Source organism: Thioflexithrix psekupsensis, from assembly GCF_002149925.1.
GTDB lineage: Bacteria > Pseudomonadota > Gammaproteobacteria > Beggiatoales > Beggiatoaceae > Thioflexithrix > Thioflexithrix psekupsensis.
On record NZ_MSLT01000012.1, the window covers coordinates 108,530 to 121,791 of the forward strand.

Here is a 13,262-nt window from a genome sequence, read left to right on the forward strand (position 1 = left end):
GTAAGTTAAGACCAACTTCACCACTATGCACATTACTTACCATCACCGCCTCCACGACGATTCAACAATACAGACTGAACATCCCCGGAAGCAAGATTGACAGTTTGATAAACTGCTTGAATGGATGGATTGGGAGCAGTAATAACGAAGCGAACCGCACCGCGTGGCTTACCACTAAATGCAACCAAATCACCAGCATTAACTTGCAAATTGGCCCCTGCAGGAATTTCCCCTATTGCGCCCACGCCTGGCGTAGCCGTTGCGCCCGAGTCAGTGACTATGGTAGACGTATAAGGTGCAGCTTTAGCTCCCGTATTTGTAAATATTATGCGACTGATATAGCCCGCATTGGTGGTAATGTAAGGTGTGTCTAGCACCGTACCATTCTGGCGTATTTCCCCAACCTTATCGAAAGAATAATTCTCAACAACGTAACCCGTATTTGCTGTGAAGCTAACAGCCATGCTGTACACAGATGGATTCATGGGAGTTATCCCGTTCGGCTTAATACAGATGTAGGCATTTCCAGTATACGCTGTCCCCAGATCAAAAGTTGCCGTTCCTTCCGTCACCGCACTCGCTGGAGTACTAACCGCATCACAAGGTTTAGCAGGGGCAACGACAGGATCAGTCGTATCCAAGTAAACACGGTTCGTAGCAGTGGAATAAGTCCCTAGACCAGAAGTACCTGTAAAATCCTGAACAGAGGTAAAATCACCAGTAACAGTCAGTGTCGCAGCACTAATAACACTAGCCACGGTAGCAGGAGCTGAATCGGCAGGAGTTGCGATATTGTCAAGAGTCAAAATACTTGAGGCAACGGGATCAGGATAGCTGAAAAAACCAATTGGTCCACTACCTGCGCTACTAAACGTATCGGGAACAAATTGCAGAAAGCCCTGACTAACATCCGCTGTTAACGGCAACTGAGGAGTAGCCTCAATCGAAATGACAGGCTTAAACTCAACATAAGTTCCCGTCTTTTTGTTCAAAATACCAGTAGCGAGAGACTGATTTAAATTATCGGCACTCACATCATTGTTGTGCAGACTATAAGTAATCTTAATTTCATTAACGTTAGAGGGAGTTAGCCCCTCAGTAGCTGTTAATGTAAACGATATCAACCCGTTAGACGGAACGGCAGTAGCTCCACTGGTTACTTTGAAATTGGCATAAGTCGCGCCATTTCCACCTGTTCTTGATATACAAACAGCACCACCAGTAATAGCTGATACATCGCATACAGGAGACCCTTTAAACTTCGCCCCTTGTAGATCAAGGCGCACGAACCGCTCCACCCCTCCGGAGGGGAAACCAAAGCCGACGGGAACACTAATCTCCAAATTATTGGCCGTAATACCATCAATTATAGCTACCGCTGTATCATCTCTCTTCGATTCCTTAGCCCACACGCTAACACCAGTTGTCGTACCATCATCGTTCAAGGTGACGGTCGAATTAGCGAGCATTGGACTACCCGCTAAAGCAGTGGCGATTGCAAAAACCAATCGTTTTTGTTTCATTGTGAAACTCCTTAAAAGTTAAGTTTTTCTTAGGTTATTCAGCATACCCCAAAGTGTAGGAGTATGCACAACACATGTCAATCAGGATAGCACTCTCTGTGGAGAAAAACAATTTTTTTTGCCTTACGCTTTCCACAACGAATCAACCCATTTTTAAAATAAAAACAAACAGATAGTGGTAAAAATATTTAACATAAGCTAAAGTAAGACAACGACAAAAGTGGTGAATCACAGGATAATTGGACAATCAAGGTAAACCCTCTAATTGTAAACGATGACGAAATAACTGGGTAATCTCTTCCAAAGCCTCATCCGTTCCTAGTACATAAGGTACAATCAACACCATCAATTCGGTGCGGGTGGTGAGGGCGCGTTGTGTTTTAAACAAATGCCCCAGCAATGGCACATCGGATAAGACAGGGACACCTGTCCAACCGCGATTGATAGTATGCGTCATCAATCCACCCAATAAAACCGAACCCCCATCGCTCAGGCTCAATTGCGTGCTGACAGAGCGATTCAAAATAACGGGCGAACTGATGGCACTTGTTGTGTTTTCTTCGGCTTGACTGACTTCTTGCGTCAACTCAATATCGACTCGATTCCCTGCATAAACAATGGGTTTAACTTGCAAATTAATCCCTGTGCGTCGATACTGAATTTGCTGCAACAAGGCACTGTTGCCGCCGACTTGCCCCGTGCTGGAATCCACACTTTGAGCAGTAATCACGGGAACTTCAGAACCGACATTGATTGTGGCTTCCTGTCCACTTTTTACCATCAAACGGGGCGAAGACAGAATATTGACTCGGCTGCCGCTGGCAAAGGCGTTTAGGATAGCACGAGTTTGCCCTAAACTGTTGACAAAACTGTAATTCAACCCACCACCACCGATACCTAAGCCGCCCAACGTGCGTAATGCGCCATCAAGAGAACCAATATTAAGCCCTGTTGTAATCCATTCAACGCCGCTGCGTTCTTCATCGTTTAACGTAATTTCTGCAATCACCACCTCGACCAAAACCTGTCGAGCGGGTTTATCAACTTGCCGTAAAATAGGCAAAAGATTCATCCAAATATCCACTTTCCCCTGATAAATTAACATATTGTTCAATTCATCAACAACCAAAACATCTTGAGTTTGTCCAATTCTTGCGGGCTTAACCTGTGGATTGGCTTGATTTTGAACGATGGGTGCTTGATTTTCTACTGCGGCGTGCTGAATGGTACTGAGCAAAGGAGAAAGCATTTTAGACAAATCAGCCGCGGGAACATGTTGTACAGGATAATAAAACAGCCCGACCGCATTAGAACTCGTTTCAAGAGAGACAGGAATATCTAATTGTTTAGCCCATTGTTCGATGGGTGGAAAAACACTGGCATCCGAAGCAAACACAAACAAAACATTATTACGTGTAAGCGGTAATAAAATCACACTGGCACTTTGTTCTAGTGCATTTAAGCCGACCCCTGCATAATAACCTTGTAATCGCAATATATCACTTAATTGTTTAGCCAATTCATCTATAGGAATAAAAGCAGGTGTAATTTTTAACACATGTTGACTGCGGATAGAGGGGCGATCAAAGAATTGAATAATATTCACAGCGAGTTTAATTTTATCCAATGGGCCTGACAAGAGCAAGGAGTTACTTTGTAAATCTAAACGGGTTGAAAAATCTCTGTCAGTGATGAGTCCGCGCAAAATGGATTCAATTTGATTAGCGCGAATAATTTTCAAATTCACATTATAAAAAACAGGCCGATGCGACACAGGCACTTCAGGCAAAGCGCGCCCGCTGATGAGCAGTGGGGGTTCAGAAGAGGCCGTGGTTTTATCTTGGATAGTAAATTTTAACAAATTATTAGGCAACAAGCTGACGGCAACGCCATAATCAGCTAAAACTTGTAAAGCCGTTTGATAAAGTTGTTTAGGTTCTTGTGGGGGGGTGATGCGTAATGTGACTAAATCTGATTTATTTTGTAACGTGCTATCGAGTTGAAAAGACAAACCCAATACATTGCCGAATAATTCATTAATAAATGCGGCTAAAGGCAGATTATCGACATTAATACTGACTGCGGATTGTGCTTTAAATTCGGGCAGTGGCGCGGAGCCTTGATCAGAAATAATGACGGAACTGGCTTGTGCGGGTGGAATGACCGTAATCAAGGTTTCTTTTTGTGGTTCAGGGACGTTTTGATTTTTTTCGTCGCCCGCCACCGTCGTAAACTCATCAGGCAGAGCTTGCAACGGAGGTCGTAACGGCGTAGGCAGCGTGACATTTTTAGGTATAGGTTTCGTAGCGCAGGCACTAAGCAAGCCAAGCAACAGGATAACAGAGAACGGTTTAAGCATATTTACAGGGAAGTAATGGGTTTAAATCGAAAAAATGAGAGAATTTAACCAGAGTTTAGTTAAAAGTGCAAAGGTTAAATTTTTTTGTGGTTCATGGTGAGAAGTGGGATTTTATGGGTTTTCGGTTTTTTTGGTCTGAATCGGGATTTACAGGATTTTTTGTCTGAATCAGAATTTACGGAATTTTAGGATTTTCAGAATTAAGAGAATAGAAAATTTGCTGAAAATAAACGACGTGCAAGAATTAATTTTGAAAATTCTTGTGTCTGTAAATTTTGATTCAGACAATTTAGTATTAATTTTATAAAGGATATTTTCAATCATGCAATTAAATATTGTTATAGACGATCAATTGTTACAACAAGCCCGTTCGATAAGCAATCTAACATCGGAACAGGAAATTATCGAAGAAGTGTTGCGTAATTGGGTGGCGACTCAGCTTAAATGCCAAGCTCCAAAAAATTCAGCCAAAACACTACTAGAATCAGATTTTATCGGCTGTGGTGAAGCAGAACCCACGCTGTCAGCGAACTATAAACAAGTATTTTCTTGTATTGTGGATGAGAAATATGATTATCGTTGACACTGGTTTTTGGGTGGCACTCGCTAACAAACGTGACCAGCACCATGAAATCGCCAAGCAATGCCTGCAAAAGATGGCGACTGATAATGTTTCTTTTATTACCACTTGTGCAGTAATGACAGAGGTATCTTATTTACTTTACCAGCGAATTGGGCGTGAAGCACAACGAAAGTTTCTAACCCACTACCAAAATGGGTTATTTACAATTTTTGAAATAGGTGCTGAACATGCCCCACAAATCAATTGGCTGATGGACAAATACGCTGATTTACCGATGGATTTTGCAGATGCTTCGCTGGTTATTTTAGCAGAGCATTTAGGGCATGGTCGTATATTATCCACAGACTTGCGTGATTTTCACACCTATCGCTGGAAAAATCATTATCCTTTTGAAAATTTATTATTACCATAAAATTTATTCATCTGAATCAGAATTTACGGAATTTTAGGATTTTCAGAATAAAGAGAATAGAAAATCTGCTGAAAACAAACGACGGGCAAGAATTAATTTTGAAAATTCTTTAATTCTGTAAATTCTGATTCAGACAGAAAATATCTTATAATTCACCTAATTCTTTTAAAAAATCATGATAAACAGTAGCACTATACCAACGTCCAGAACAAACCATTTCATCAAGCAAAGGTTTGACCGTTTCAATTAAATGTGCTTTTTTTGCCATTGACAATACAGTCAATGTACCAATAACAAAAATACCCTGTGATTTCGCAATGTTATAAGCGATGCGTTCATCAATAACCAGTGTATCTGCTACTAATTCTTTTGCTAAACAAAGTGCCTCTGCCTCACCATCATCTAATTCATTAGATAACAAACGCAAATAGGATTTGTCTTGAACAACTTTAACTTTTATCCAATCAGCATCTATTTCCTGATAAGCAAATGAATGCTTGGCTTTTATTTCATAGTAAACAGCTTGAGGTATATAAATTGAATTAAATAATTGCTGCAATAAATGTAACTTTTGAATTGCCGCCAAAGAAATCAAAGGGGTCGTATTAAATACAGCAATCACTTTAAGCGTTCCAACAGCGTATCGCCTGAATGAATCATTTCTTGAGTTAATTCAGTTTCATAGTCAAATATGGGTTGTTTTTCTAAACGTAATTTATCAATAAAATCTAAACGACTATAACCCGCCAAGTTTGCTGCTTTGCCCAAACTCAGTTTATTTTGCTTATACAAAGCCAATGCAGTATAAAAACATAACATTTCAGAAAACTCTTGTTTTTTAGCTTTCAAAGACAGCAAAATAGATTCATCAATAGTCACTTCAATAGAGGTTTGCATAGTATTTTTCTCGTTAATTAGGATTTCCAGAATTTAAAGAGTAAAAAATCTGCTGAAAATAAACGACGTGCAAGAATTAATTTTGAAAATTCTTGTGTCTGGAAATTCTGACTCAGACAGAAAACACCTGCTTTTATGTCTCAGGATAAAACTGCTTATCCAGCAACTGCTCAACCGAATAAGGGCAGGTTTTAGGAAAACAAGATTCGGGTAAACCCGTTTCATCGATTGCAATTTCTAAAGCATCGGGATAAGCATCCGTTATTGCATCATTTATCTGGCGTTTCAAACTAGGTATCTTTCTGAGTAAACGCAATACTTGTACTCGTTGTTCATTGATTGAACCCCGCCAACTCCCGCTTTGCTGATCAAATTGGAATTGCCATTTAAGCAAATGAGCAATTAAGATGACAAAACGACTCTCCAATTCCCTTAGACTACTTATGCCCATATCTTCTAATTCTTCAATAAGATGCTCAGTATCAATTTCATTGGTTTTCCCCGCTTTTAACAAACTAATTTGTTGAGCAATCCACGCATTAAAATCATTTTCATACAACTTAGTGTTATTCATTTTTAATTAACCTTTTAAAGCAATTTATGGAAGTTCCAGAATTAAAGAATAGAAAATCTGCTGAAAATAAACGACGTGCAAGAATCAATTTTGAACATTCTTTAATTCTGGAAATTCTGACTCAGACAATTTAGTATATATTTTATATTAGGATGTTTTCAATCATGCAACTGAATATTGTTTTTTCCTCGTTCCCACATGCCATGTAGAAATGCCGTCCAGACGCGCCGCGGCGAAAATCCACACCATTTTCTTGCTGAGACTCGACGTGGCATCATTGCCTTTTTCGCCTAAGATTCGGGGGATTAAACATAGAATATCCGTTGTCCCCTTGCGTCATGGGTTTAAACTGCGCAAAATAACGGGCGCGATTTTGGTAATCGATTGGTTAGACCCGTTTTCAAGGATAACACACCGTGGCTTACATCAAAGAAAAACAAGTGGCAATCGAAGCAGCGTTAAAAGCGGCTGCTTTTTGTATAGACGTGCAAAATGAATTAATAGCCACAGATACTTTAGAAAAAGGGGACAAAAGCCCCGTGACTATTGCTGATTTTGGCGCGCAAGCCCTAGTTTGTCAGCATTTACGTACTGTTTTCCCTAACGATATTATCGTGGGTGAAGAAAATGCCAGTTCGTTACAATTGCCTGAAAATTTACCGTTATTAGAAAAAATCACCGCATTTACTCAACGTTTCGTTCCCGAAGCCAATAATGAGCGGGTGTGTGAGTGGATTGATTTGGGCAATGGAGAGGTGAATAAAGAACGTTTTTGGACGTTAGACCCCATTGATGGCACGAAGGGATTTTTACGACGCGAGCAGTATGCCATTGCGATTGCCTTGATTGAGAATGGTGATCCGAAAGTGGGCGTATTGGCTTGTCCGATGTTGCCTGTTGATTACGACGATCCCAAGCGCGGCGTGGGGTGTCTATTCGTAGCTGTGCGCGGCGAAGGCGCATTAATGGCTTCGCTCAACAGTCACCGTTTACAATTAAAACCCATTCACTTGGTCGATGGCCGTGACCCTAAACGCTTGCGCTGTGCCGAGAGCATTGAGCATGGCGACCATGAATTGCAGAAAAAAGTCATCAAAGAAGCAGGATTACATGCCGATTCGCTGAAATTAGACAGCCAAGCGAAATATGGTGTGGTGGCGCGAGGCGATGCTGCGCTTTATTTGCGTTTGCCTTCCCCGACACAACCCGATTACCGCGAGAAAATTTGGGATCATGCGGCGGGCGTGTTGTTGGTAGAAGAGGCCGGCGGCAAAGCCAGTGATATGTTAGGGCAACGTTTACAATTCGCCAGCGATCAAACCATGAAACATAATCAAGGTGTCGTGGTCAGTACACCCGTTTATCATCGGGCGGTGATCGATGCTTTGCGTTATTTTTTAGCCTAATGGAAACAACCCGGAAATTATAATGCGCATTAAAACCGCTATTGGACAAGACAGTCATGGTTTTGAATATGCTGATGGGGATAAGCCGTTGGTTCTTGGCGGCGTGATTTTTGAGAGAGAGCGTGGTTTAGAAGGCAACAGTGATGCCGATGTCATGTTACACGCGCTCACCAATGCCATCTCCGGCATTACTGGCGTGAATATTCTGGGCAAGATCAGTGATGATTTGTGTCAACAAGGAATGACGGACAGCCGAGTATATTTAGCCGAAGCCTTAAAATATTTAAACGGTTGGCAAATTTGTCACGCTTCTTTTTCCATCGAATGCGCCCAGCCAAAAATTTCTCCTAAAATCCCCGAATTAAAAGCCAGTTTAAGTCAATTATTACAATTAACTGTGGATGACATTGGTATCACAGCTACATCAGGAGAGGATTTAACGGCATTTGGGCGGGGTGAAGGGATACAGGTATTTTGTATTGTGACAGCGGTTTTTCCAATGCAAAACTGATTTGAAATGTAACGCTTAATAATGAGGATTTCATGATGAAATTACAATTTTTGTTAATTGATCCGCAAAATGATTTTGCTCATCCCCAAGGTCAATTGTACGTACCGGGTGCTGATGAGGACAGTTTGCGTTTAGCCGCATTATTACAGCGTTATTCGGCGCATATTGAAGCCATTCATGTCACATTAGATACGCACCATTTGGTCGATATTGCGCACCCTATTTTTTGGATAGATAAAAATGGGGAACATCCCACCCCATTTACGCAAATTTCGGCCGAAGATGTGCAAGAAAAACGCTGGCAAACCACTAAACCAGAACATCAAAACCGTGCTTTAAATTATGTGGAAACTTTAGCGAAAAATGGCCGTTATCAACTGACTATTTGGCCGCCGCATTGTCTCATCGGTACGGCTGGACATAATGTGGTTGAACCCGTCGCACAAGCGATTAGAACATGGGAACAGCAATCATTTGCCATCGCTAATTATATTAATAAAGGGGATAATATTTGGACAGAACATTATAGTGCTGTTCGCGCCGATGTTCCCGATCCCAAAGACCCTTATACTCAATTAAATACGGCGTTAATTCAAACCTTAAAAGCGGCCGATAGAGTGGCTATTTCTGGACAAGCCTTATCGCATTGTGTGGCGAATACCGTGCGCGATATTGTGGCGAATTTTGGAGAGACTCAATTGGATAAATTGGTGTTAATTGAAGACACCTGTTCTTCCGTGCCGGGGTTTGAAGCGTGGGGGGCGCAATTTGTACAAGACATGAAAAATGTAGGCGTACAAGTGATACATTCTAGTGATGATTTGTTGTGAGGGGTTGAAAAAAACGGACTTTTCTTTTGTGACCCAATAATGACAAGTTTACTAATCTAGGTTAAATCGTTTTTAAAATCGCTGTGTTATACTGAGCTTTCCCATTAAACCCCCAAAACTCAGGATGAATGAATCATGCAGCGATTCTGGTCTATTCCATTTTCTATGGGGTTGTTTCTCGTGTTGTGCGTGCTGTCAGGTATGACATTGGCTGATGACGACAGCCACACCAACATGCACTTTCGAGACAATCCCCCTTCTCCCCCGACACCGGGTCATTCCAGTACTTCAACGGCTGATCACAGCAAGTTTGAAGTCTTACAGCAGCCGTTTACAGATGGCCCTTCCGTCACCAAAGCCTGTCTCTCGTGTCATACCGAAGCGGGCGAACACATGATGAAATCTATCCATTGGACGTGGGAATATACCCACCCCAAAACAGGACAAAAACTCGGTAAAAAACATCTGGTGAATACCTTCTGTACCAATGCCAGAGGCAATGAAGGCATGTGTGCGCAATGTCACGCAGGCTATGGTTGGAAAGATGAAACCTTTGATTTTAATAATCCGAATAATATTGATTGTTTAGTGTGTCATGATCGCACGGGGTCTTATTACAAAACGCCCAACAGCCCCGGTAACGAAGCCTGTTCTGTGATGTTTAAGGAAAAACCCCCCATTCAATGGAATACTGTCGCCCAAAATGTCGGCTTGCCCGGCCGCGATAATTGTGGTCGTTGCCACTTTTATGGGGGCGGTGGTGATGGCGTAAAACACGGTGATTTGGATTCATCGCTAGAGCGTCCAGATCGGTCGTTGGATGTTCACATGGATGTTGACGGTTTAAATTTTACCTGTACTCAATGCCATGTCAGCGATAAACACGTGTGGGCAGGCAGCCGTTATCAGGTCGTCGCCAAAGACACCGAAGGCACAGCAAAACCCGGTATGCGGCGAGATGTGGCCACGTGTGAGTCGTGTCATGGTACCAGCCCGCATCCTGTCGATGGCGTGGTGGCAATGAAATTAAACGATCACGTGAATAAAGTCGCTTGTCAAACCTGTCATATTCCAAAAATTGCACGCGGGGGAGTCGCCACCAATGTCAAATGGGATTGGCGCACTGCGGGTAAAACGAAAGACGGAGAAGGTTACAAAGAAGACAATTACGTTCAAGCCAACGGCAAAGCCCGCTCCACTTATAAGTCAATTAAGGGCAGTTTTGAATGGGCGGAGAATTTTGTGCCACATTATGCGTGGTTCGATGGACAAATGAATTATACAACCATTGACACCGTTTTCGATCCCAACAAGGGGCCGATTGACATTAACGGTTTCAACGGACGCGCCGATGATCCCCAATCAAGAATCTGGCCTTTTAAACCCATGCACACCATTCAACCTTATGACAAAGGCTTTAATACCTTAGTTTACATGCACTTATGGGGAAATGATAAGGACGCATTCTGGGGAAATTATGATTTTGCTCGCGCCATTAAAACGGGAATGGAAAAAAATAATCTTCCTTATAGCGGTGAATACGGCTTTGTCGATACCTATTCTTATTGGCCGATTACACACATGGTCGCGCCTAAAGAAGAGGCTTTAGATTGTGGAGAGTGTCACAGCAAAGCAGGGCGTTTACAAAACGTAGAAGGGTTTTATTTACCCGGACGCGATGCACCTTATGACATTGATCGTTATGGATTATGGTTGTTATTAGCGGCTTTACTGGGAATTGTAGGACATGCAACATTGCGCGGATTGACGGGGAGACATCGGTCATGAGTTTACATAGCGTTAAAGTTTACAGTCGTTTTGAGCGATTTTGGCATTGGACGCAGGCTTTTTTAATTTTTAGCTTATTTTTTACAGGCTTTGCGATTCATGGCTTGCATTCCCTTATCAGTTTTAAGACTGCGGTGGTGTGGCATACTTGGGGAGCGTTTACTTTGATTATCTTATGGATATTTGCGATTTTCTGGCATCTGACCACTGGCACGTGGCGGCATTATTTGCCGACGCATCAGGGATTGTGGCAAGTGTTTCGTTTTTACAGTTATGGTATTTTTCGCGCTGAACCGCATCCGTATCGCAAAGCCTTCTGGCGTAAACATAATCCACTACAAGCCTTAGCTTATTTGTCATTAAAGCTGGTGTTATTTCCTTTGATTTGGCTGACAGGCTTGGCTTATTTCACGTATCAATACTGGCGAGAATGGTTGCCTAATGCGTTGATGACTTTTGAATGGATTGCAGTGTTACATGTGGGTGCAGCGTTTTTAATTGTAGCGTTTGTTTTGCTGCATGTGTATCTGCTGTCTACAGGTCATTCTTTTGCCGCCCACGTAAAGCCTATGATTACGGGATTTGATGAAGTCGATTTAACCGCCGCTGAAGCCGCTTATTTACAAGAAAGCAAAGCCGTTTCAGTGAAACCGATTTCAGATTCTCATTCTCATTAAAGGCAATTTACCGCTGAATGAGGAGAAAATAATAGCGGTGGAATTTGATATGAATTTCACCGCTTACGATGGGTTATTTTTTAGTAGAGAAACAAACTCTTTTAAATATTCAATTTCTTGTTTTAAATAATTAATTTCTTTGTCGCGTTCTTGCAATAGTAATTTATATTTTTCCAATTCATGAGCGCATTGGCTTTCTGTAAGATAAACGTTACAACTTTGACTGCCTTGCGGCGGGGAATTATCAATAATATTAAAAATATTTTTTTCGTTTAAACCCAATAATTGTTGCAATTCAATTCCCAAAATATCAGAAATATGACTGAGTTTTTCCAGTTTCAGATCAGTTTCTCCGCGTTCAATTTTTGCGTATCCATTCACAGAATAACCTAATTTATCCGCCATTTCTTCTTGCGACCAATTTTTACATAAACGCATCACTTTTAATTTTTCGTGGAGTTGCATGGAAAACCTCCAAAAAGTAGTGCCAATAGAGCCATTTTGTTGGTGTTATTTAATCCCAATTTGCGCTTATCATAGTCTTACGTTGACAGCGTTGTCAAGATTTTTGTTAGACTTATTTGGAGCTTAGAACATGCGATTGATGAAAAATTTTGCTGTAGTGGGTTGTGTAGGGTTACTCGCCAGTGTGGCGATTCAAGCCTCAGCCAACACTTTGATAGACCCCGCCACGCTGGAAGTCGGCACAAGAGTAGGGGAAAATCTTGAAGTTAAAAGTTATTGTCCCGACAACAAGAGCAGTTGCTTACCCGAAGAGCGGATTAAGTACATTACGGCCGTAGCAGGTCGCGTCGGGCAAATCGAGTTTGATGTGAACCTCACAGATAACTTTGAGTTGGATGTGAATGCTTTTTGGTATAATCCCGGTAACCAGCAAACCATCACCCTGTATAAGGTGGAAAATGATAATACTGGCGCGTTATTTATTCGCGCATATAATTATTACGGTTCAGGTGGGATAGTATTCAACGATCCCTATCGAAACAACGCTGGCAATGTTATTGGTTGGAATTCTGATAGAATCAATAATGTTGAGTTACTTGCAAAAAATGGTGTGGCTTATCTCAACATCAACGGAGTTGCTTTTAAGGACAGTTCTGGTAACGAAGGCGATACTGTCAAGTTGGATACCAGCAGACCGTTTGTTAAACTGGCAATCACCAATATTCAACCGGGCGACCAGTTGTATGAAGTGACGCTCAAAGGCGGAAGTGCTGCAACGCCAACCCCGACACCAACCCCAACACCGACCCCAAGCACCCCAACAGCGATACCAAGTACCACAACTTCATCTGATACTAACCCCTGCATTTCGCAATACAATCCAGTTGATGGAAGTTTGCAAGTGCCTTGTGTGATGGTGCCGGTAATTTCTGGATTTGGCAATGTACAAGTTGCCTTTTTTAACGTCAAAATGCGGCAACGTGCGGGAACTTTGGGATTCGATTTAGACCTTAACGAATCAAAGCAAGTTTTTATGCTTACCCCTGGCCAATCATACAGTGCCAATGGAAAAACTTGTACAGATACAAAAGTAGAGACTTACAACGATGCGGGAACAGCCGTTATCGAAACTGAATACGCAACAAGCTGTAAATAACTTATTGTTATATTTAGTTTAATTTTTTCTCAGCCGCGTTGCATTCCAACCTTGCACGCGGCTGAAGCCCTCCAACACCCC

At 41.9% G+C, this 13,262-nt stretch carries 14 protein-coding genes; 8 read left to right on the forward strand and 6 right to left on the reverse strand.

The annotated features are described in order from the left end of the window. Positions 1–32: 32 nt before the first annotated feature. Positions 33–1,523 carry a hypothetical protein gene (locus TPSD3_RS05645; protein ID WP_086487608.1) on the reverse strand — a complete coding sequence of 497 codons (1,491 nt, stop codon included), beginning with the start codon at positions 1,521–1,523 and terminating at the stop codon, positions 33–35. A gap of 247 nt (positions 1,524–1,770) precedes the next feature. Next, positions 1,771–3,882, reverse strand: a complete 2,112-nt coding sequence (locus tag TPSD3_RS05650; protein WP_086487609.1) for a type II secretion system protein D — start codon at positions 3,880–3,882, stop codon at positions 1,771–1,773. A 322-nt stretch (positions 3,883–4,204) separates the two neighbouring features. On the opposite strand from TPSD3_RS05650, the gene TPSD3_RS05655 reads away from it, so the two are divergent. Next, positions 4,205–4,465: a type II toxin-antitoxin system VapB family antitoxin gene (locus TPSD3_RS05655; RefSeq protein WP_086487610.1), complete on the forward strand. Its 261-nt coding sequence runs from the start codon at positions 4,205–4,207 to the stop codon at positions 4,463–4,465. After that, the gene (locus TPSD3_RS05660) at positions 4,452–4,877 is read left to right on the forward strand and encodes a type II toxin-antitoxin system VapC family toxin (protein WP_086487611.1); all 426 of its coding nucleotides are present in this window, start codon (positions 4,452–4,454) and stop codon (positions 4,875–4,877) included. The genes TPSD3_RS05655 and TPSD3_RS05660 overlap by 14 nt, the downstream gene beginning before the upstream one ends. A gap of 145 nt (positions 4,878–5,022) precedes the next feature. Here the strand turns inward: TPSD3_RS05660 and TPSD3_RS05665 are convergent, their stop codons facing one another. From TPSD3_RS05665 to TPSD3_RS05675, 3 genes are all read right to left on the reverse strand, one after another. Continuing rightward, positions 5,023–5,499, reverse strand: a complete 477-nt coding sequence (locus tag TPSD3_RS05665) for a PIN domain-containing protein (RefSeq protein WP_086487612.1) — start codon at positions 5,497–5,499, stop codon at positions 5,023–5,025. Continuing rightward, positions 5,496–5,774: a UPF0175 family protein gene (locus TPSD3_RS05670; protein WP_086487613.1), complete on the reverse strand. Its 279-nt coding sequence runs from the start codon at positions 5,772–5,774 to the stop codon at positions 5,496–5,498. Before TPSD3_RS05670 ends, TPSD3_RS05665 begins: the two co-directional genes overlap by 4 nt. Positions 5,775–5,907: 133 nt before the next feature. Further along, positions 5,908–6,348 (reverse strand): DUF29 domain-containing protein, encoded by a 441-nt coding sequence (locus TPSD3_RS05675; RefSeq protein WP_086487614.1) that lies wholly within the window; start codon positions 6,346–6,348, stop codon positions 5,908–5,910. 416 nt (positions 6,349–6,764) lie between these two features. On the opposite strand from TPSD3_RS05675, the gene TPSD3_RS05680 reads away from it, so the two are divergent. From TPSD3_RS05680 to TPSD3_RS05700, 5 genes are all read left to right on the forward strand, one after another. After that, positions 6,765–7,754 (forward strand): 3'(2'),5'-bisphosphate nucleotidase, encoded by a 990-nt coding sequence (locus tag TPSD3_RS05680; RefSeq protein ID WP_086487615.1) that lies wholly within the window; start codon positions 6,765–6,767, stop codon positions 7,752–7,754. A 22-nt stretch (positions 7,755–7,776) separates the two neighbouring features. Then, positions 7,777–8,265: a 2-C-methyl-D-erythritol 2,4-cyclodiphosphate synthase gene (gene ispF / locus TPSD3_RS05685; RefSeq protein WP_086487616.1), complete on the forward strand. Its 489-nt coding sequence runs from the start codon at positions 7,777–7,779 to the stop codon at positions 8,263–8,265. A 32-nt stretch (positions 8,266–8,297) separates the two neighbouring features. Continuing rightward, positions 8,298–9,095, forward strand: coding sequence for a cysteine hydrolase family protein (locus TPSD3_RS05690; RefSeq protein ID WP_140048496.1), 798 nt, complete (start codon positions 8,298–8,300; stop codon positions 9,093–9,095). 135 nt (positions 9,096–9,230) lie between these two features. Continuing rightward, on the forward strand, positions 9,231–10,883 hold the full coding sequence (locus tag TPSD3_RS05695; RefSeq protein ID WP_217884391.1) for a tetrathionate reductase family octaheme c-type cytochrome: 1,653 nt from the start codon (positions 9,231–9,233) through the stop codon (positions 10,881–10,883). After that, the gene (locus tag TPSD3_RS05700) at positions 10,880–11,560 is read left to right on the forward strand and encodes a cytochrome b/b6 domain-containing protein (protein WP_086487618.1); all 681 of its coding nucleotides are present in this window, start codon (positions 10,880–10,882) and stop codon (positions 11,558–11,560) included. Before TPSD3_RS05695 ends, TPSD3_RS05700 begins: the two co-directional genes overlap by 4 nt. 63 nt (positions 11,561–11,623) lie before the next feature. Here the strand turns inward: TPSD3_RS05700 and TPSD3_RS05705 are convergent, their stop codons facing one another. Further along, entirely contained in the window at positions 11,624–12,025 is a 402-nt protein-coding gene (locus TPSD3_RS05705; protein WP_086487619.1) for a helix-turn-helix domain-containing protein, read from the reverse strand. A 130-nt stretch (positions 12,026–12,155) separates the two neighbouring features. Here TPSD3_RS05705 and TPSD3_RS17480 point away from each other — a divergent pair, with 130 nt between their 5' ends. Continuing rightward, positions 12,156–13,181, forward strand: a complete 1,026-nt coding sequence (locus TPSD3_RS17480; RefSeq protein WP_086487620.1) for a hypothetical protein — start codon at positions 12,156–12,158, stop codon at positions 13,179–13,181. Positions 13,182–13,262 lie beyond the last annotated feature (81 nt).